We start from the raw sequence: 20951 nt of genomic DNA on the forward strand, positions 1-20951 counted from the left end.
TAGTGTGCTATTCACACGCCCTTTATTAAACCAATCTACCCAGTAGACCTCTTTCATAAATCATTTTTTGCTCAGTTCCAAGTTGTAGATTCCAGCGATTAAATTGAATCTCAAACCAAGCCTTTTACCTCTATTTCGATAACGCTCAGCAAGGATTTTGAAGGTTTTCAGGCTGCCAAATACATGCTCAATTCCGATTCTTCTTTTATTGATTTCTTGATTATAGATTTTCAATTCAGGATCCAATTTACAGTGTCTTTTGGCTTTTAATGGCAACAGGCTATTCGGATACAATACATAAATCCCCTGATAGCCTTTATCTGCAAGGATAAAAGCCCCAAAAGGAATCTGGTTTAAATTGCGTTTGAACAACTTGAAATCATGCACTGCACCGCGACTGGTACATAAACTCAGAATTTGCTGAGTTTTGTAGTGAATCATGGCCTGTACTTTAAAGGTATGGGTCTTTTTCTTGCCGCTATAGCTTTTCTTCTGTTTTTTTAGGCCTTTGGATTGGAATTTCCGTGGCATCCACGATCACAACATTCCAGTCGATGCCTTCGCCCTCGGGTAAATCTTTGGGTAAATTAAACAGATTGGACCGAATCAGGCAGTCTTCAACATGACGGACAATTCTTGAGGCTGTGGGCTCTGAAACCCCGTAACTCGTCGCAACGTGAAATAAGGTTCGGTATTCCCGCCAATAGCTCAGACAGAGCAGAACCTGATCCTCCAGGCTTAACTTGGGCGGTCTGCCTTTGGCAGAGACATGCTTCTGCAATTGCTCAACCATCAAATAGAAAGTTGACCATGAGATGCCTGTGTATCGCTTGAACTGAGGATCAGAGAGCTTGTTTGAATCGATGTATTTCATCCGCAGATTATGCACGAATGCTAAGAAATCCGGAGTGCAAATATTAACCAAAAAGAAGATCGTTTTTTGATTTATGAAAGAGATCTAGTATCTGCTAAACCTTGCCAATCTGCTTTTAAATACCTCAAATGCATTATTTTGGCTAGAATCAAAAATTTAAATTGGTAGGTATTTGGTAGGTAGGATTCTTTTTAACTTCATTCAATACTCATATTACGGTGAGGGTCACCGATAAAATAATCAATGAATGGTAGAAGGAATAACACCATGGCTTTTAAAAATATTTCAGATCAAACTAACGGTTTTTATATTCCCTGTGTTTCACTTTTTGGTCCGGGCTGTGCTAAAGAAATCGGGATCAAAGCACAAAATTTAGGCGCCAAGAAAGCACTGATTGTAACTGATGCTGGCCTGTTTAAATTTGGTGTTGCAGATGATATTGCAGATTATTTGAAAGAGGCAGGTGTTGACAGTTATATTTTCCCAGGTGCGGAACCCAATCCAACTGATATTAACGTGCATCATGGAGTTGAAGCTTATAATGAAAATGCCTGTGATTTTATTGTATCGTTAGGTGGGGGCTCATCACATGACTGTGCCAAAGGCATCGGTCTGGTCACTGCAGGTGGCGGACATATCCGTGATTATGAAGGGATTGATAAAAGTACCGTTCCGATGACACCACTGATTGCAATCAATACCACGGCAGGGACGGCTTCGGAGATGACACGTTTCTGTATCATTACCAATACCGATACCCATGTGAAAATGGCGATTGTAGATTGGCGTTGCACACCACTTATTGCAATTGATGACCCTAAACTGATGTTGGCCAAACCTGCCGGCCTGACTGCGGCAACAGGGATGGATGCTCTGACACATGCGGTTGAGGCCTATGTATCTACGGCTGCTAATCCCATCACTGATGCCTGTGCAGAAAAGGCGATCACCATGATCAGTGAATGGCTCAGTCCCGCAGTGGCGAATGGGGATAATCTAGAAGCACGGGATGCCATGAGCTATGCTCAATATCTTGCCGGAATGGCCTTTAATAACGCCTCTTTAGGATATGTGCATGCGATGGCACATCAGCTCGGAGGCTTCTACAACTTGCCGCATGGTGTTTGTAATGCAATTCTGCTCCCCCATGTTTGTGAATTTAACCTGATTGCTTGTCCTGAACGTTATGCCAAAATTGCCCAATTGATGGGGGTGAATACAGAAGGCTTAACCGTAACTGAAGCAGCTTATGAAGCGATTGGCGCCATTCGTCAGCTTTCGGCTTCAATTGGTATTCCATCTGGGCTGACGGAATTGAATGTAAAAGAAGCTGACTTGGCCATCATGGCGGAAAATGCACAAAAAGATGCCTGCATGCTGACCAATCCACGTAAAGCCAGCCATGCCCAAGTGGTAGATATTTTTAAAGCGGCGATGTAGTGCCTCAATGTAAGTCTTCTCTCCAAGCATCTGACTTACATTTTTAACAGCCCCTGTTTCACTTCCTGAGGAAGTGTGCCAAGAGCAGACATGCATTTTCCTGTTCCTGGCTGATCCTTTTGCCTTCATAAGAGGATAAAAGCGGGGGGTGTTTCTTTTTTATGAAGTCCCCTTCATTATGAATATCGACATTAATCCCATGGTAGAAAAATGCCACGATTTTTTTAGCCCGTCCCAGCCAGAAAAAATTTCCCGTCGTATGATCTTAATATCATATTTAATCTCTGAGGAATAAACTGCGCGTCCTTCAAATGACATGAAGGTGAGCGTAGCTGATTTTGATGAAGAGCATCCCATCAAGCGGCTGGTCAAACTGGGTAGCCACTGATAAAAATTTTAGGATCAGGTTCAGTCTAAATTAATAAGCAAACCCACAGTAAGCAAGGATAATACTTAATATTCCAGAATTTTCCTATTTTAACTGTTTAGCTTTGTACCGATAGTTACATCAGCTTTAAAGATTTTTATATTTTAACAGAGTCTGATGAACGGGATGGTTTTTGGGCATCAGTTCAATCAGGCGTTCTACAGCATCAATCGCTTCAGGAAAATGTGCCACATGTTTCAGCAAGACATCGGTTTCATTAGCCTTGAAAATGGCATCGCTCAGGCGTGATTCCAGACAATCTCTCCAGGCACATAGAAATGGACTTTCTGTTTTGGCCAGAAATACGCCGGTACATAACTTCAAGGCTGAATAGATATACCCAGCATCTAAAGATTGCTCTGTCATTAAAAAATCAGCCTCTACATGCGCCAATAAACGATAGGGTCTGGACCCCAGCATACCACCTAATACATCGCGTAACTGTGACATTTCTGCTTTTAAAGTACCCATACTGACCTTGCGCTCGCCATATAAGGCTTGATGCAAGGTATCTAGACTCAGACCCTGCGGACATAAGGCTAGAATGGTCAGAATTTCAATCTGTCGAGGAGTCAGAACCAGCATCTTGCCATTAAACAGCACTTGAGGTAATGAAAAAGCCCGAATAAACAGGCGCTGCTTCTGGCATTCTAGTAGAGCCGACTGGATAATCGTAGCACAGCGCTCCGCAGCTAGTAGTGCTAAACTGTTATGCTTTGGCCAGGTAGTCGACAGATCAATGACACCTAAGACCTGTTTTGAATAGGGATCAATAATCGGGGCAGCGTAACAAACCCAATCATGAATGGAGGACATGTAATGTTCACTGGAAAAGACACAGCTGGATTGTTGAGTTTTTAAGGATAATGCCAATGCATTGGTTCCGACTAGCTCTTCGCGCCATTGCCCACCTTCAATAAAATGTACACTTTCTGCGGCACTTTGCATTTGTGGGCTAGAAGCTGCCCAAATGATGGTGCTGCCGATATCTCCGACCGCCAGCACCATAGAAGATTGCTCGGCAATATGTTTTAAATCCTGAGCACAATGTTGCAGGGCTTGGGCTAAAGTTGAGGAAGAAGTGGTCTTTTTTAAATCCGTCAGCGGTGCTGCTAAACGATTCTTCGGGATTTCAGCCGAGGATGAACGTTGCCAGGAGCTGGCAATACTCTGTCCTAGCTGTTCTGCATGTAAGGGAGACAAACTGCTGTTTTGCCGAAGCTGATCAGTATTGTGCCTTTTTTCCATCAAATCTTGTTTTGTCATCATTCCTTATTCTCACAACAATTCATGATTTACATCCGCTGTAATCGTTATTTTTTTAAAATGGATGAAAATATCGTGAACATGCTAGCTCCAACCTTTTTCCAACCTTATACCAGTTATATTAATCAAATAAGGTGCAGAAGTACCTTATACCAAAGCTGTAGAAGCGGTTTTGCCATACGAAAATAAGCAAAGGAAATAAATATGCGTTACGTCGATCCTAATCAACCTGATTCAAAAGTTCATTTTAAAGCACAATACGAGAATTTTATTGGCGGCGAATGGGTCGCTCCGGTCAAAGGTGAATACTTTGACAACATCTCTCCGGTAGATGGCAAAGTCTTTACCAAGGTTCCGCGTTCTTCTGTAGAAGACATTGAATTGGCCCTGGATGCAGCGCACAAAGCCAAAGAACAATGGAACAGAGCATCGCCGACCACCCGCTCCAATATTCTGTTGAAAATTGCAGATCGTCTGGAACAAAATCTGGAACTGCTGGCAGTAGCAGAAACCTGGGATAACGGCAAACCGATCCGTGAAACGCTGGCTGCCGATATTCCGCTGGCTATTGACCATTTCCGTTATTTTGCCGGCTGTATTCGTGCGCAGGAAGGCGGCATTTCCGAAATTGATGAAGATACGATTGCTTATCATTTTCATGAGTCGTTGGGCGTCGTGGGTCAGATTATCCCGTGGAACTTTCCGATTCTGATGGCTGCCTGGAAACTGGCACCTGCCCTAGCTGCGGGCAACTGCATTGTGTTGAAACCTGCAGAACAGACTCCGGTCAGCATTCTGGTGCTGGCTGAACTGATTCAGGATATTTTGCCACCGGGTGTCCTGAATATCGTCAATGGTTATGGGGTTGAAGTCGGTCGCCCGCTAGCCACCAACCCACGCATTGCCAAGATTGCCTTTACCGGTTCTACCGCCGTCGGTCAGATGATCATGCAATATGCCACCGAAAATATTATTCCGGTGACGCTGGAACTGGGGGGTAAATCACCGAATCTGTTCTTTGCCGACATCATGGATCAGGAAGACGATTATCTGGACAAAGCGCTGGAAGGTTTTGCCATGTTTGCCCTGAACCAGGGTGAAATCTGCACCTGTCCATCGCGTGCGCTGATCCAGGAAAGTATTGCTGACGAATTTCTGGCGCGTGCCGTTGAACGGGTGAAACGGATTAAAACCGGGCATCCGCTGGATACTGACACCATGATTGGCGCGCAAGCCTCACAGGAACAGCAGGACAAGATTCTGGGCTGTATTGCCACTGGTCGTGAAGAAGGCGCACAGATCCTGACTGGTGGTGAAGCACGTCAGGAAGTGGGTCAAGGTTTCTATATTGAACCGACCATCTTTAAAGGCACCAATGACATGAAGACCTTCCAGGATGAAATCTTCGGGCCTGTATTGGCTGTGACCACCTTTAAAGACTTTGATGATGCGATCAAGATCGCCAACGATACGATTTACGGACTCGGTGCCGGGGTCTGGTCACGCTCAGCGCATATTTCCTACCGTGCTGGCCGTGCCATTCAGGCCGGTCGGGTCTGGACCAACTGTTATCACATCTACCCTGCGCATGCGGCTTTCGGTGGCTATAAAAAATCCGGCATTGGTCGTGAGAATCACAGAATGATGCTGGATCATTATCAACAAACCAAAAATCTGTTAGTGAGCTATTCGACCAAACCAGCCGGGTTCTTTTAAGAAGTGAAATACATTCAAAGCGAACTTCGGTTCGCTTTGAATGTATGGTAGCTAGCTTTCACAAAATATCAGCAACATCTTCAAGCTGCGGCCAATTCAAATAAAGTTTTTAGTCTATAAACACTTTTTTTAAAGGAAAGAGCATCACCTCAAATTTCTATTTGCAATAGTGTCATTTCAAGATAATTTCACTCTATAAAGATTTCGCCACATTCTCCAGCCATTGAGTGCCAGAAGAATAAAAATAAAATAAAGCACGGCGGTTAAATACAATGACTTATAGCTATACATGCCGACATAAATCACATCTAACACACACCATAATCCCCAGCTTTCAATATATTTTTTTGCCGCCCAATAACTTGCCACCAAGCTAAAAGAAGCCAACATGGAATCCAACCAAGGGAGTGATGCTGTGGTGAAATGAGCAAATAAGGCGCCAATCACCAGACCGGCGACAATACCCACAATCAGGCTATATACCCAGATTTTTTTATTCAAATAGCCAATCTGCACGGTGATAGCCTGGTCATGATTTTTCTTCGACCAGCTATACCAGCCATACAGTTGCATCAAGATAAATACGGCTTGTAATGCTGCGTCTGCAAATAAATTGACACGATAAAAAATAATCATATATAAAAATACAGCGACAATATTCACCAACCAGCAGACTTTATATTGTTTGGAGGTCAGCCAGACACCTAAAACGTTTAAAATGAACGCTGCAATTTCTATATTTTCCATAGCAATATAACCTGATTAAGCAGCCAATTTAGAAGTTCAGATTGAATGACAAGGTTGCTGTACGCGGCGAACCCAAGAATAAATAATCATCACCCAAAAATTCACCTGCATCACGCCAGTATTTCTTGTTGAACAGATTATAAATATTCAAGCGCAGCAATGCATCGGTCGTATTTAGCTTAAATTGATAAGCAGCGCCTAAATCAACCACACTATAACCTGCAACTTTCGCAGCACCCTCTTTGTTGGCATATTTGCTGGAACTGTATTGACCACCTGCCAGAACAGTGAAACCTGCAATGCTCGGTACGTTATAGCGAAGATGTGTTGCGAAACGAGCTTTTGGCACGTTTTGCGCCTGATGATTACCATATTCAACCGCTTCCACATTTTCTAAACGGGCTTTGGTCAAGGCTAAAGATGAAGTTAAGGCCAGATGGTCGGTTAATGCACCATTCAGTCCTAATTCCAGGCCCTGACTATGCTGTTCGCCTTCCGCAATAAAATAGCGAAGTCCTGAAATCGGCTTGCTATATTGATTGTCCTGACGTAAATCAAAAACGGCTGCAGTCAACAGGAAATCATGGATCTGTTGTTTGAAACCAATTTCATATTGCTCTGAATAGATCGGTGCTAGAGTTTCAGCCGCATTCTCTGCAAACCAAGGCGCTGTTTTTCCATCTGACAGGCCTTTAGCATACGAGGCATAGACGGTAGTCGATTCCAAGGGGCTATAGCTGATCGCAAATTGCGGTAAAAATTTGCCTAAATCAGTATCGCGGACTTTTACCCGATCTGCATCATATGCTTGTTCATCAAGCTCGATCCATTTTCCGCCAATCAAAGTGGTCCAATGTTCATTCCATTCAATACGGTCTAATGCTGTAAATGCAGTTTGTTTACTTTTAAGTGCTTGATATTTTGGTCCAGCATTCGCTGTTACTGGGGAAAAATCTATGGTTTCTGTATAAATATTACCTACACCAATCCATTCATTGACACCAGCAAAACGATCTCGCGATTTATTGGTTTGTGTAATATCAAAATTTAGATAATGTTGCGCCCAATTGGTATCAATCACCCCATCTAGTTTGACTTTAAATTGGTTGGTTTTAAAGGTTTCATCTGGATTACGAAAATCATAAATATCGTAATGACCATTCGCATCAAAGGTGTTGCCCAAGCCACTATATTCACATAACGTGGCATAACATCCCCAAGCAAATGTCGAATAATCATCAACCTTGGATTTACTGTGGGCTGCGACGAGTCCCAAGTTCCAGTCATCATTCAATGCATAGCTATATTTTAAACTGCTATTCAGACTATCGATCGTGACCGGTTTGCCCCAAGTCTGATAACCCAGCAATCGGTCCCATTTCACATTTTCTGGGACTTTACCATCCAGTAATTGATAACCTGGCACTGATTTTTGTTCGGAACGCTGTGCTTCAAGATCAAATTCTAATTTGGATTGCTCAGATGTTTTCCAATCTAAGGTCAATGCCGCTAGATAGCGTTCACCATCGACATGATCGACATAAGACTCCATCTGTTCATTCACCAGATTGATGCGATATCCGAATTGTTGCTCATCACCCCAAAAACCACCGAGATCAGTTGACACTGAAAACTGGCCGTGTTGATCGGCCGAGAATGTCAGTGCCTGAATATCTTTCGGTCGCTTGGTGACATAATTCACAACCCCACCCGGGGTCGACATCCCACTTTGAATCGCGGACATGCCTTTTAAAATTTCCACACGTTCTTTATTTTCAAGTGCGACGTTTTGTTCACCACGAATCACATTGCCATTAATGAGGTAGCTAGATGCCAAATCCAGTGCAAAGCCACGCGAGACAAAGTTTGGATAATAGCCAATTGCAGCATAGCCCTCACCGATGGCTGCATCATTTTTTATAACATCGCTCAGCACACGAGCATGTTGTTCAGCAATGAGATCAGCAGTCAAAATAGAGACCGATGCAGGTATTTTTTGCAGACTGTCCGTAGCAAATCCCTCAACATTCACTTTAGCACTCGAGTAAGGAATGCTTTGATCGGCTGTGATAACAATCGTGTCAAGCTTTTGAACATCGTCTTCAGCATAAGTCAGCGGGACTAAACACAGCTGCGACAGAATGATCATATTTAAAGATTGGATTAATACATTCTGTTTGAGTTGACGAGTGTTCATACGAAACCTTATGTCTGTGAAGTGGGTGATGATGCTGGGTTTAGAGAGAGCATTGAGAAGATTGCAATTCATCTTGAATGAGCCGGGTTAAGGTCTGGGTAAATTGTTGACCTTGTTCGCCAAAGAACCAGTCCACATGACCGATAATCCAGTCGTAATAAGCCGCATCTGCATGTTGCTGGTTTTGAGTAATCCCAACAAAATATTCAAGCTCTGAAAAAGCGAAATCCAAATGCACGATTTTCAGTAGCTCTGGCAAAACACTAAAATCTTCTTGTGGATGTGCTTCGGAAAAATAAGCGTGTAGAAAGGCGGTTAAACCGGCCTCATCAATCTGAATATGTGGGTTCTGCTCTAATTCCAACCAATCAATGAAATTACGTTCAATCGTCACTGCCAGATCATAAAGTGCCGAGTTTCGGTCAGATAAACCAAAATCAATCACGGCAGTAATCTCAGCTTTGGCATCTGGCGATGACCAAAACAGATTAGAAGCGTGTAAATCGTTATGGGTCCAAATTCTGCTTGCCTGTTGCAATACAGGCTGAATACGCTGGTGAACCTGTAAGATTTGATCTAAAAAGTAAGGATCCAAATTTTTATCGGCAAAATAACGGCTTAATTCTGGACTGTTTGCAATGCGCCGTTGAATGGCTGTAACGATATTTTCACTGTCTAAAAGTTGCTGATTGGAAACCAAATAAGATGCTGATCTGCCTTGCTGCTCAGGAAAATCCTGCATCGCCAGATGTAGTCTGGCCAGTAAAGCCCCTGCCTTGGCGGCATGTTCAGCATAGAAAAAAGGTTTCCAGGATTGCTGATCTGCATACAGATCTAAACCGGCTGCTTTTGCATAGACTTCATAGGTCCAGTCACCCAGCTCTAAAGCAGTCAGATCTTGATTTGACCTAATCAATGCTGCAACAGGAATTTCTTTGCTGGCTAAATGCTGAAGAACGGCATGCTCCTGTAAAATATCGTGGGCACGACGAAATGAACAATGACTGCGCTTGATCAAATACTGATGCGCGACTGCTTCATCCCTGCTCACAAAATCCTGCTCCACCTTGACCAGCGCCGCAGATGAAAATGGCCGGGGACTACACCACAAAATCTGAATATGACCTTGTAAACAGGAATAATGCTGCTGCAGACTTTGTAATTCTGGATCAGAAATATGTGCCCAGTCTTTATTTTCCCAGGCATTGCCCATACCATGACCTAAATCATCAGTCATTGTGGTCATTATCAATATTCCTGAGCCAGATCATTATGTAATAATGGAAAATCATTGTTTAGGCGAACATGCAAACAGTATTTTTAAATACATTTAATATTGAAGACACGCCCTAAAATTAAGTGGTACATACCAGTATTAAATTGGAGGCAAGTTTAGCCTTATAAATATAAAAATAAAATAGATCTCTCGCATAAATCAAAAAATGATCTTCTTTTTGGTTAATATTCGAACTCCAGATTTCTTAGCATTCGCGCATAATCTGCGGATGAAATACATCAATTCAAACAAGCTTTCTGATCCTCAGTTCAAGCTATAACATAGTTTTGAAATGCACCGTAATTCATTTTCATGACTTCACTAAGTAGTTCTTTAAATCCATGTTCCTCAGCAGCAAATTCTACCAGTGATTCATTGTTCAGATCAGTAACACATGCCATGGTCGAAATGACCTGTACACTATGAGCTTTGAATTCGCCCAGGTATATTTTGTTGAATTACGTTTTTTTTATTAAGATATTTAAGGGAAAATTCTTACGGAAAAAATGTTTTTTATCACTGAACCATATACAAGTAGCTAAATTATCCTGCAATTTTTCAACCATCATTGGATGACTACCGTAAACTAGGTAAACAATATCACCAATATAGATATTATTCATCTTTAGTCAGCCAAGTATAAGATCAAAATTCTGAAACTTCTGATAAATAAATTAATGCCATCAATTGAGGACTTTTTTTAAACTGAGAAAGCGTTTATAAAGTCCAATTAAGTCCTTGTCCCATTTCATAAATAATGAGTATTAATGCAATTACCATTAGTAAAATCACAATGGCTTCGACCTTAGTGAGCATCTTAAATTCTCCACCTTTTATCTTTTATATAATAAACAAAGTGAACAATAAATAACAATAAGGTTACAAAAAAATTACTAGATGTTACAAAAACAGGGCTGGTAAAGAAAAATCTCTCAGAGGAGGTGCTAATTCTTTTCAAACTTAACCTTATGTACTGGGCGATGTCCTGTATAAGACTCATGACATACTGCGATTAATCAACACCCCCTTCTTCTTCTAAACTTAATAAGAAAGTATGGACACCCTGCATGTCATTTAACTCAATATTATTGCCGATCCATTTCATCGTAGTTGGTTTCATATTGTTTATGTCTTCTTGGATTTTATTGTAGGGGGGATTACCGCAGTTGACCATTGCTATGCTCTTTTTATAATTTGCCATTAAATTATCTTCCCTATAAAAGATTTTCAAGAAAATCGGTCTGTATTTGGCCAGTCAACGCTACAAAAAAAACTCATCCGATAAGTATTCTTACATAAACCCGAGGTTCTATAACTTGGATCCTGAATATCTTACATATGCAGACATAGCTCATACATCGGAATTTAAACTTACCCTCTACACTGAAATTAAGTTTTAGAAACGCAGAGGAAATTCAGATGGAAAAGTATTCAAAGATTCTAATCCTGAGCTTATTTGGATTTACTGGAACAGTAGCTATTGCAGATGAATCCATCCCAATAGAAGCAACTGCCGCCGCCGAAGCGCAACAGGTTGCTTTAGATTATGGAAATGAGAAAGACAAAAAATCTGAATCATCTGAAAGCCCTTAATTAAAGTGATGCCGGTCAGTTAAGAAATTGACTGGCATTTTCTTGGGTATTTCCGTGGTGTTCCTTTCACAACTCGTGGGCAACTCCTCACTCCCCTCTCAGGCAAAACATATCTCTTAGATTTTTCCAGTAAACTTTCTAAATGTTTAGGTAAATTACCTGCGGAGTCTAAAGAGTCGAATCTTAATATATTCAGAATGCCAATAGATGCAATATGAAAGCTGATTCTCAAAGGACTGACTTTTGCACGTTGAGCCATATGTTTCATTTGTCTTCTTAGAATATTGTAGGCAATAAAGCCCCCCATAATTATTGACAAACTAAATCAGGTTGCTTGTTCCTCAAATGCTTGCCCTCCTGTAAATCACTTTTGATTTCTGGGTAACGCATTTCTATTTCCCAGCGCTGAGCATAAAGCTTCGCCAAGCCTATCAGTGGCTATGTCTTTGGGTTCATTAATAAAGTGATATAACGTCTAATTTTCCCTTCCTGCTCAACTTCAATCAAACGCACTTCCCAATACCCCCTAATGTTGGATTAAGTTTCTTGGCATTTGCTGATATTGGCATCCTGATATGAAAGTCATGCTGAGAATTACGCTTGATTTAGAATTGTTCAAACACAATTTAAACCAGATCCCTTCAGGAACCTTTGTTCTTACAGATAGAGGTTATCAAAGGATTTATACTTTGTATCCCAATACCCTGTTGCCATTAGAGGCCAAAAGCCGCTGTAAACTGGATCCTGAACTAAAAATCTATAATCAGGAAATCAATAAAGAAGAATAGAAATTAAGTATGTATTTGGCAGTCTAAAAACTTTCAAAATGCTTTCAGAACGTTATCGCAATAGAGCTAAAAGCCCCCCCTTTTGAGATTCAATCTAGTTGCTGGAATTTATAATTTGCAACTGAGTAAGGATGATTTATGAAGGAGGTCTAATCTAAGAAAATAAAAAAAATCCTAAAACCATTTAACTTCTTAGGATTTGAATGGGCAGGATATAAATATAAGCTTATGCTTGAATATCTAAGGTCATTTCAATTTTGTCCTGTGACCAGATTTCGATGTCATATTCAATCACTAGATCATCTGATTTTGAAATACGTTCAATATAAGTGGCGGTTTGACTTAAAGGAATACCTAAGTGCTGGCTCTCAAAATGAGACACACCGGTAATTTTAATTTTTAACTGACTACTCGTGTAATTATAATGAAAGTGATTTTTAATGACATCTTGTACCGAAGTAATCACATCATAATTCAGCACATCTGGAAACAGCGCAACAGGTAAATAATTATATTCTAGAAGTACAGGTACATCATCAGCATAACGTAAACGGATAATTTCAATAAAGCCCAATTTACGATTTTCTTCGCTAAAAAGATTACTGTGATCGAATAGCTCCAGCTGTCGGGTCGAGATCAGTTCAGTTCTGGCATTAAAACCCTGTGCCTTCATATAAGAACGAAAATTTTCAATTGAGTTTGGATAATATTGAATTTTTTTATTACTCACGAACCAGCCGAGATTTTGCCGTTTGAAAATTTTATCTTCGGCACGAAGCTGTTCATAGGCCTTACGCACTGTTTCCCTTGAACAGTCAAACTTTAATGCCAAGTACCGTTCGGATGGAATTATTTGATTAGAACTGTAATTTTTCAATTCAGCCTCAATCAAATCTCTGATTTCCATATACTTCATTCAGTGAATCCAGTGAGTGCTCATAAGTGATAAAGATAGTACTAAATTAAAGAACAGAGGAAAATTGAAAACAAGGTACAGATCAGTAAAAAGATGCATTCCCTTGTTTTAATGAGAATGTTTAGCAGCATGATTGATACGTGATTCTGAGAGAATATCGTTGTCCACTCATAATGTTCTCATTTATGCAAAAAGAATAGACTAAATTTGTCTAGGAGAGTGGTGACAGTCTAATCTAATTAAAAGGCATCTACAAAATCGGCGGCTATTCGTAATAGTCGACTGAGAAAATCACGTACCTTGATTCTAGACATTATTGTCCACCTCTACTAACACATTTCCTGACACAGTCCCTATCTATACATTTGAATGCCTTTGACTATTAAAGATTATCTTTAATAAAATGAGCTTTATAGGGCAATATACTAAGATCTCCAGACTGTTGAATCCGGCAAGCGCACTGAGTGCGGTTCCGTAACGTGACACTGGGTAACGTCTTGGACTGCTGTATGTAGACAAAAATGAAAGCTGCGGTTTAAAGCTGGCGTCCTTCAAAATTTATCTCATTTTATAACTTATGTCTGGATTTTCAGGTAATTATATCGCACCAAAAAAAACATCTATTCACTAACGATCACTTAGGCTATTCATTATAAAAAAACAACCATACATCATTGATATATGTCCATTTATTTATAATTTTTTCATGGACATAAGTTAATTAGTTAATTTTTTAGGTCCCATATATCATCTAAGCGGAATCAATTAAAACCTGTTATAAATCAGTGTAACATTGAAATTTATAGAAATAATATTTAAAACCGTTTTTTATTTTGAATTAAGGTGTCATCAATTAGCTTGAGAAAATCTTACCGGTCCTCATAATTTTTTCATGACTAAACGCTATGCATTAAAAGATGATCAGTGGGAACAGATTAAAGATCTGTTACATGGACGAATGGGTACTGTTGGAGTAACGGCCAAAGATAACCGACTATTTGTTGAAGCGGTATCGTTCAGGTATCCCGTGGCGAGACTTAATCGAGCGCTTTGGTGATTTTAGAGTAGTGCATACTCGTTTTAGTCTTTGGGCTAAAACAGGTGTGTGGCAGAGAGTCTTTGAAGTGCTGTCACATGACCTTGACAATGAATATGTCATGTTAGACTCCACCCCATTGTACGTGCTTACTAACACAGCGCTGGGGGAAAATCAGGCGACTAGGCGCAGTAAAGGGGGCTTAAGCACCAAAATTCATGCCCGTACTGATGCTTTAGGCAACCCGACAGGATTTTATCTCACGGATGGGCAGGTCCATGACTTAAACGGTTCAGATGTGTTGCTGGACTTATCGTTGAGCCAGACCTGATTTATGGATAAAGCCTACAACTCTAGGGATCGGGTCATTGATCCAATTTTAGAGGCGAAGGGTCAAGTTGTGATGCCAGCGAAAAGTAATTCTATTGATCAGCGTGATTATGATTGACATATCTACAAGGCAAGACATCTGATCGAGAATTTTTTTTCCAAGCTCAAACAATATCGTGCTATTGCCATACGCTATGATAAATTGGCTCAAAACTTCTTATCAGCGATCTTTATGGCTTAATTGATAACACGCCCTAATTTGAGATTGTCAAAAAAAGTGTAGCAACTTGCTACACTTTTTCACTTTTCTTAATAAGCTGTTTTAAAAAATCTTCTAGTTGTAAGAGACTAGCTTCGTCAATTTCCGAGATATTCAGAGAAACCTTAAGCTGTTTTTGATTGAGTTTGATATTCCCCGCAATCTTACCTGCATATTCAATTTTTCTAACCACAGATGTTGTGGTCAGTTTTTCTGGATCCTGACTCAATATTTTTTCAGCATAGGCAGTAACTTTACTTTGCTCTAGTTTTTTGTCTTTTACTTTTTCCCAAGCCCCTAGTAAAGCCTTTTCGGCCTCAGAAAGTTGCTCTATATGATCCGACAGAAATTTTTTGAATGCAGTTGCAGCAGTACGACCTAGTAGGCCTGGTTCCACATCAAGGTCATTTAAAATTACTTGAGGCAGTTTTTCGTATGCTAAATACTTGTACATATCTTCGCGATTTAAACCCAGTGAATTGGCTAAACGTTGCTTGTTTTTCTTTAACTTCTCATCAAGTGAGTTCAGGCCAATAAAAATTTCATAATCTGTCAGGTCCTGACGCTTTAAATTCTCTGCTAAGGTTAACAAAGATGCTTCTACATTATTCGCATCAATGATAATCGCTTCAATCACAGACTTGCCGAGTAAATGGTGCGCCCGTAAGCGCCGCTCGCCTGCAATGAGTTCATATTTCAGATTATCAAGTTTACGCACTGTAATGGGCTGCAACAGACCGACTTCATTAATGGAATCCGCCAGTTCTTTTAATTGTGACTCTTCAAATAATTTACGCGGCTGGTTTGGACTGCGGCTAATATCCTCAATAGGAACATTACGTCTAAACTCTTTCAGCTCTCTAATATTGTCTTTCTGTGCTTGCTGATGTTTTTCTGTATTCTGTTTCAGTTTCTGAGCTAAAAGCTCTTTGGTGCTTGCCATAATACTCTCAGGTTTAAACTTTAGCTACAATTTCATTGGCAAGGCTTTCAAAAGCCTTACGTACTTTTGAATTTTTTTCTACATTCAAAAGTGATTGTTGCAGAATCGCTGCTTGATTAACTTTAGTACTTTGAGGAATGGTGGTCTCTAAAAGTTTTCCTACCTGTTTTAAGGCTTCATTCCGAATCAGCTTACAGACATTCTGACGTTCATCATGCTTAATTAGTAAAGCGCCTAAAAGCTCTAAATCTGGATTAATACGTTTGATCTTTTCAAGATGATTTAAAAGATCTGTTACCCCATACAATCCATATTGTGATCCGGATTCGATAGGAATAATGACATGTGTTGAAGATGCCAGGGCATTGCTGGTTAATAATTTAAGACTAGGTGGACAGTCGATCAATATAAAATCATAAAGATCTTTTAACAGTTCTAACTTGATATTTAACTCTTCAGAAGGACGGGGAGCTTCTTCTTTTAGTTGGTCTTCAGTTTTTCCTAAATTCAAGGAACCATAAATTAATGATACTTTTTCAAAGTTCGTTTCTTCTTGTAATGCATCTGCCAACAACGAAATATCGCCCACTAGTAATTCTGCTGTAGTCACAACAATTTCGCTTGGATGTTGGATCCCAATGTGTAAACTTGCGTTTGCTTGAGGATCTAAATCAATGACTAAAACCTTGTTGCCCAGATTGGCAAGTTCTGAGGCTAGGTGCACAACAGTCGTTGTTTTGCCACATCCGCCTTTATGATTAGCAACAGTAATAATTTTTGCAGACATGCGTGTCAGATGCTTCCGTATTTGAATGTTTAGTAATATAAATAACTTTCACTCATCTTACTATAGTTTTAAAATTTATAAATCCTATTTGTTCAGATGTAAAACAGCTTAAAAATAAATCTTTAACTAAGCTAGCTTAATTAATAATTAGAATAATTAGTTATTTAGCTAATTAATAATTAAGAGTGTATTTTTATTTTATAAAACAAATGCTTAGAGTTTTAAAGGTGGAAGGTTTGTCACTCTAAAGTGGAAGGTCTGTCACTCTAAAGTGGAAGGTCTGTCACTCTAAAGTGGAAGGTCTGTCACTCTAAAGTGGAAGGTTTGTCACTCTAAAGTGGAAGGTCTGTCACTAGGGTGGAAGGTTTGTCACTGCTATTTTTTAAACCGCTATTTTTATTTAAAAATAATTTAAAAAACAATTATTTAATATGTTAATAAAGTCTCATAACTAAGCCTTAAAGGTGGAATGATTGTCACTGTATATTTTTAACCTGTGGATAATCTGTTTTTATTGGATATTTCCTGATGATTATATGTGCAGTTATACCTTTCGAATCTAACTGAAAGGTGGAAGCCTTGTCACATCAGGGTTTCTATTTAATTTAACCTATCTGAATGTGGGTGAAAAAATAAAAATAGTCATTCTAAACTGTAATTTCGGGGGCTAAAGGTGGAAGGTATGTCACTGTAGGGTGGAAATATTGTATTTAATTCCACTTTAAAGGCAAAAAACCGGATAATAACGCTTTTTTTTGATGACGGACCTTCCACTTTTAGAATCTTGTGGTGAAAGTCTTGAAAGTTTTTCCACTTTTGTATATAAAAACTAAGTCAAATTATAAATATCACGGTTATGACAGAATCTGAACCATTGCAAGAAGAAACGAATTATATTCCCTACTGTATAGGCAACATTCGCCATAATGGCGTTGTCAGTACCAGTAACCGATTAATTCGCCCAATCGAGTTGTCATCCAATGAATATAAGGCACTTCTATATGCAATGGCGGTTGCGAATTATAGTGAGAAAAATAAGGTAAATAGTGAAATTACCGAACAAACTTATATTTATTTGTATAAGGATGATTTGGCAGATTTACTAGGATTAAATAAACGTAATTCAATTAATGTTGCAATAGATCGGATCTATAAAGAGCTTTCATCCCGAGTAGCTCATTTTATTATTGAGGAGCCTGCTGATAATGGTAAGAGAAAGACTAAAAAAGTACATTCTGTCGTTCCCATTATCCGTGAGTTAAGATGGGAAGATGACTCTAAAAATGCAATTCAGATTCGTTTTACCAGTGAGGTGTTGCCGTATTTCACTCAACTGGCTGGGGGTAATTTTACTACCTATCAGCTAAAACATCTTTTTGCCCTAGATTCTGTTGCCAGTATGAGTCTTTATACTTATTTCATTAAAAACGAATTTAAGTACGCCAATCAAAAGAGTTATGAAGTGCCATTACTTTTAGAAAACTTGAAAGCACTGATTGATATTAATGAAACCAAATATGATCGCTGGGTAGATTTTAGACGCTATGTATTAGACAAAATAGTGGCAGAAATTAACGAAAATACAGATCTACAATTAGAGTATGAAACCGTTAAGAAAGGCCGTCCAATTGTAGGTGTGAATTTTAAACTGCATCATCGGATTGCTGATAAGGCACTGGATGAAATTGCAGTGATCGAAAAAATCTATCTTGATGTTCCATTTGAAGACAATGCATCCGTAAAAGAATTAGGGGCTAAATTCGATACGAATGTACGTTCTTGGTATATTTTTAATAATGATGAAAATTATCAGCAGTTCAAGAAGTGGTTTAAAAAAGTAGGATGCCTCACTGACTCTCAAGCAAATATTGTCATTAATGACACTTTATTCCAAATGGATTTTGCTGAAATTGGTATGGGGCTGAATGACTTTAAACGAAATATGAAGCATAAACTTAAAAACAATCCGGAATTCGTTCAAAGTATTCGTGAAAGACTGAATGATATTTTTGGTAAAGAGCTGATCTAGCGAAAAGTGTAGCAACTTGCTACACTTTTTTAGATATATGTTCGTAAAGAATACAAGTGGTAAGGACCCTAGGATAAAAACGACTCTGTTGCATAAAGGCTTTAGAGATAGATCTTCCCTAAGTTATACAAATTCAAGTGACAACTTGGGTATGAGGTCTGCCTAATTTCTTAAATCTATTCAAAACGTAAGCGTTCGCTGAACACACCTTATGAACTCATCCTATAAGCCTTAATTTAGTCCCTACTTAAAAACAAGTGGGGATTAAATTTATGACTACAAATAACCAGACATCCATCACATCTCTTGAGAAAAAATGAAGAACATGCAGTGCTGAATTTAAACAGCAGATCGTTCAGGCTTGTAAAGCACCGGACGTTTCAATTGCTTCAGTCGCTTTGCAACATGGATTGAATACAAATTAATGTGGTTCCGTTAATTAGACCACTCAATTTAGTTTTATAAGTGATAAATCCGCTCTAAATATTTAAATTATGCTGCCATTACATTTTAGTAAATGTTGATCATAAAATTCATTTGGTGTTGCCTTATTCAAACTTGAATGAGGACGTATCATGTTATAAAAATCCAAATATTCAGCAATTGATTGTTTCGCTTGTTTAACCGTATCGTAAGCCTTCAAATAGACTTCCTCATGCTTCACGCTACGCCATAACCGCTCAATCATCACATTATCTATCCACCGTCCTTTCCCATCCATACTGATACAGATATTTCGCAATTTTAACTCATTCAAAAATGCCTCGCTTGTGAATTGACTGCCTTGGTCTGTATTAAACACCTCTGGACAACCATATTTCGCAATTGCTTCTTGCAACGCATCTATGCAAAAGTCTGTTTCCATACTGATCGATACACGATGAGCCAGTACTTTATGACTATGCCAATCTATAATTGCACACAGATAGACAAAGCCTTTAGCCATAGGAATGTACGTGATATCTGTACACCAGACTTGATTAGAGTGATCTATGAGCATGTTTTTCAACAGATATGGGAAAATACGGTGTGCAAGATTAGGCTTACTGGTATTGGGTTTGGGATACAAGGCATGTATTCCCATCAAGCGCATTAAACGTCGGACTTTACGCCGACCTATTTGATGTCCTTGACGCTGTAGCATATCTCGTATCATTCGACTGCCCATAAATGGGTAGTCGAGATGAATTTCATCGATCAGACGCATCCAACTCAAATCAGTTGATGAAATCTCTTTGGGCTTGTAATACAACGTACTGCGATTGATTTGAATCAATTGCGATTGTTGTCTTACCGAAAGTTGATGGGTCTTATCGATCATTTTTTGCCGCTCAGCTGCCCTATTTTTCTGAGTGCACCTTCTAAAAGATTAATTTGCAATGCCTGATGTCATATCTTGGCATGTAGAGCTTTGAGGTCAATCTCAGGTTCTTGTTGTGCTGTTGGTCGTGAAAAATACTGATTGATTGCTCAAGCAGTTGATTTTCCCAATCAATTATTTGGTTTTGATGTAAATCGAATTGAGTAGAAAGTTCAGCGAGTGTGTGGTCGCCTTTTAATTGCTGCGAGAGCAACTTTAACTTTAAAATCTGCTGAATGATTACGACGTTTTCTTCGTGTCATGCTTGACTCCAAAAACAAGCATTTCCCATGCTTATTGGGGAGTAGATTATCACTTATAGGCATGGTCTAAAATCCTAGACCCACATCACAGGTATTTGGACCACAGGCTGAGCTCGAAGGCCCGATAGGACAGCAACAACATACAATCCACGTAAAAAATCACAAAATCTTCATCTTCGTTTTATTAAGATGAGTCTGGTCAACTTGATCTGACCCAGATACAGAGAGATAGCGTTAAATTTTATCGCTCAATTTTTATTTTAAAAATGAAAGTAAGCAGAGGTATGTGGTGCGTAAAGTAATTGAATATGCGGGAGCAGATCTGTCAAGGATCATTGAAATGGCCTGGGAAGATCGCACCCCATTTGAAGCCATCCAGCGTGAGTTTGGCTTAAATGAAACTGCAGTGATTCGCTTGATGCGGAAAAATATGAAAGCATCGAGTTTTAAAATGTGGCGTGAACGAGTCACCGGCCGAAAAACTAAACATCTGCAACTGCGTTCACCCGATGTGATACGGGCCTATTGTTCACGGCAATACAAGCGTTTCTAAGCGTTTGATTTTGACCGCCGTCTAGACTCACGTTTACATCGTTCAGAACAGTATCTGACTTCCTCCCAGCAGCGTTGCCATTTCTTGCGCCAAGTAAAAGGGCGCAAGCAGTGAATACAGGTTTTTTCAGGGAGATGCTGTTTTTTCATGG

17 protein-coding genes and 4 pseudogenes are annotated in these 20951 nt (G+C 39.5%); 8 read left to right on the forward strand and 13 right to left on the reverse strand.

Translation table 11 applies throughout. The annotated features are described in order from the left end of the window. Positions 1-60: 60 nt before the first annotated feature. Positions 61-531: an IS5/IS1182 family transposase gene (locus G4D73_RS15040; protein ID WP_016658330.1), complete on the reverse strand. Its 471-nt coding sequence runs from the start codon at positions 529-531 to the stop codon at positions 61-63. Next, complete coding sequence (locus G4D73_RS15045) at positions 479-874, reverse strand: transposase family protein (protein ID WP_008306679.1); 396 nt, start codon at positions 872-874, stop codon at positions 479-481. Before G4D73_RS15045 ends, G4D73_RS15040 begins: the two co-directional genes overlap by 53 nt. Positions 875-1141: 267 nt before the next feature. On the opposite strand from G4D73_RS15045, the gene mdh reads away from it, so the two are divergent. Continuing rightward, positions 1142-2314, forward strand: a complete 1173-nt coding sequence (mdh, locus tag G4D73_RS15050; RefSeq protein WP_004281959.1) for an iron-dependent methanol dehydrogenase — start codon at positions 1142-1144, stop codon at positions 2312-2314. Between the two features lie 514 nt (positions 2315-2828). Here the strand turns inward: mdh and G4D73_RS15055 are convergent. After that, positions 2829-4010, reverse strand: a complete 1182-nt coding sequence (locus G4D73_RS15055) for a helix-turn-helix domain-containing protein (RefSeq protein WP_213687801.1) — start codon at positions 4008-4010, stop codon at positions 2829-2831. 201 nt (positions 4011-4211) lie between these two features. Here G4D73_RS15055 and G4D73_RS15060 point away from each other — a divergent pair, with 201 nt between their 5' ends. Next, a complete protein-coding gene (locus tag G4D73_RS15060) occupies positions 4212-5723 on the forward strand; it encodes an aldehyde dehydrogenase family protein (protein ID WP_213687766.1) in 1512 nt (503 codons plus the stop codon). 177 nt (positions 5724-5900) lie between these two features. Here G4D73_RS15060 and pnuC read toward each other — a convergent pair whose 3' ends face one another. The 4 genes from pnuC to G4D73_RS15080 all read right to left on the reverse strand — a co-directional run bounded on the left by pnuC (position 5901) and on the right by G4D73_RS15080 (position 11144). Then, complete coding sequence (gene pnuC / locus G4D73_RS15065; RefSeq protein ID WP_004281962.1) at positions 5901-6470, reverse strand: nicotinamide riboside transporter PnuC; 570 nt, start codon at positions 6468-6470, stop codon at positions 5901-5903. Positions 6471-6498: 28 nt separating this feature from the next. Further along, complete coding sequence (locus G4D73_RS15070) at positions 6499-8667, reverse strand: TonB-dependent siderophore receptor (protein ID WP_213687767.1); 2169 nt, start codon at positions 8665-8667, stop codon at positions 6499-6501. Positions 8668-8707: 40 nt separating this feature from the next. Next, on the reverse strand, positions 8708-9913 hold the full coding sequence (locus G4D73_RS15075) for a phosphotransferase enzyme family protein (protein ID WP_213687768.1): 1206 nt from the start codon (positions 9911-9913) through the stop codon (positions 8708-8710). A 1042-nt stretch (positions 9914-10955) separates the two neighbouring features. Beyond that, positions 10956-11144 carry a hypothetical protein gene (locus G4D73_RS15080; RefSeq protein ID WP_167367475.1) on the reverse strand — a complete coding sequence of 63 codons (189 nt, stop codon included), beginning with the start codon at positions 11142-11144 and terminating at the stop codon, positions 10956-10958. A gap of 218 nt (positions 11145-11362) precedes the next feature. On the opposite strand from G4D73_RS15080, the gene G4D73_RS15085 reads away from it, so the two are divergent. Next, positions 11363-11536: a hypothetical protein gene (locus tag G4D73_RS15085; RefSeq protein ID WP_004281965.1), complete on the forward strand. Its 174-nt coding sequence runs from the start codon at positions 11363-11365 to the stop codon at positions 11534-11536. A 19-nt stretch (positions 11537-11555) separates the two neighbouring features. On the opposite strand, the pseudogene G4D73_RS15670 reads toward G4D73_RS15085, so the two are convergent. Continuing rightward, positions 11556-12141, reverse strand: a pseudogene (locus G4D73_RS15670) (transposase); the annotation flags it as partial. On the opposite strand from G4D73_RS15670, the gene G4D73_RS15090 reads away from it, so the two are divergent. Continuing rightward, entirely contained in the window at positions 12112-12324 is a 213-nt protein-coding gene (locus G4D73_RS15090) for a hypothetical protein (RefSeq protein ID WP_004281968.1), read from the forward strand. The pseudogene G4D73_RS15670 and the gene G4D73_RS15090 sit on opposite strands and share 30 nt — an antisense overlap. A gap of 226 nt (positions 12325-12550) precedes the next feature. On the opposite strand, the gene G4D73_RS15095 is transcribed toward G4D73_RS15090, so the two are convergent. Continuing rightward, positions 12551-13240, reverse strand: coding sequence for a GntR family transcriptional regulator (locus tag G4D73_RS15095; RefSeq protein WP_213687769.1), 690 nt, complete (start codon positions 13238-13240; stop codon positions 12551-12553). 892 nt (positions 13241-14132) lie between these two features. Here G4D73_RS15095 and G4D73_RS15100 point away from each other — a divergent pair. Further along, positions 14133-14847, forward strand: a pseudogene (locus G4D73_RS15100) (IS5 family transposase). A 49-nt stretch (positions 14848-14896) separates the two neighbouring features. On the opposite strand, the gene G4D73_RS15105 reads toward G4D73_RS15100, so the two are convergent. Continuing rightward, positions 14897-15808 carry a ParB/RepB/Spo0J family partition protein gene (locus G4D73_RS15105; RefSeq protein WP_180038948.1) on the reverse strand — a complete coding sequence of 304 codons (912 nt, stop codon included), beginning with the start codon at positions 15806-15808 and terminating at the stop codon, positions 14897-14899. A gap of 13 nt (positions 15809-15821) precedes the next feature. After that, the gene (locus tag G4D73_RS15110; RefSeq protein WP_004647772.1) at positions 15822-16595 is read right to left on the reverse strand and encodes a ParA family protein; all 774 of its coding nucleotides are present in this window, start codon (positions 16593-16595) and stop codon (positions 15822-15824) included. A gap of 856 nt (positions 16596-17451) precedes the next feature. Here G4D73_RS15110 and G4D73_RS15115 point away from each other — a divergent pair. Together G4D73_RS15115 and G4D73_RS15560 are read left to right on the forward strand one after the other, a co-directional pair. Then, the gene (locus G4D73_RS15115; RefSeq protein ID WP_180038949.1) at positions 17452-18624 is read left to right on the forward strand and encodes a replication initiation protein; all 1173 of its coding nucleotides are present in this window, start codon (positions 17452-17454) and stop codon (positions 18622-18624) included. Between the two features lie 272 nt (positions 18625-18896). Continuing rightward, a pseudogene (locus G4D73_RS15560) lies at positions 18897-19046 on the forward strand (transposase); the annotation flags it as partial. Positions 19047-19111: 65 nt separating this feature from the next. Here G4D73_RS15560 and G4D73_RS15120 read toward each other — a convergent pair. Further along, a pseudogene (locus G4D73_RS15120) lies at positions 19112-20247 on the reverse strand (IS3 family transposase). 340 nt (positions 20248-20587) lie between these two features. On the opposite strand from G4D73_RS15120, the gene G4D73_RS15125 reads away from it, so the two are divergent. Then, the gene (locus G4D73_RS15125) at positions 20588-20800 is read left to right on the forward strand and encodes a TIGR03643 family protein (protein WP_218946994.1); all 213 of its coding nucleotides are present in this window, start codon (positions 20588-20590) and stop codon (positions 20798-20800) included. Here G4D73_RS15125 and G4D73_RS15130 read toward each other — a convergent pair. Then, positions 20797-20949: a DUF2256 domain-containing protein gene (locus G4D73_RS15130; RefSeq protein WP_180038950.1), complete on the reverse strand. Its 153-nt coding sequence runs from the start codon at positions 20947-20949 to the stop codon at positions 20797-20799. The genes G4D73_RS15125 and G4D73_RS15130 overlap by 4 nt on opposite strands. Between the last annotated feature and the right edge of the window lie 2 nt (positions 20950-20951).

It is taken from the genome of Acinetobacter sp. WY4 (genome assembly GCF_018438165.1).
GTDB lineage: Bacteria > Pseudomonadota > Gammaproteobacteria > Pseudomonadales > Moraxellaceae > Acinetobacter.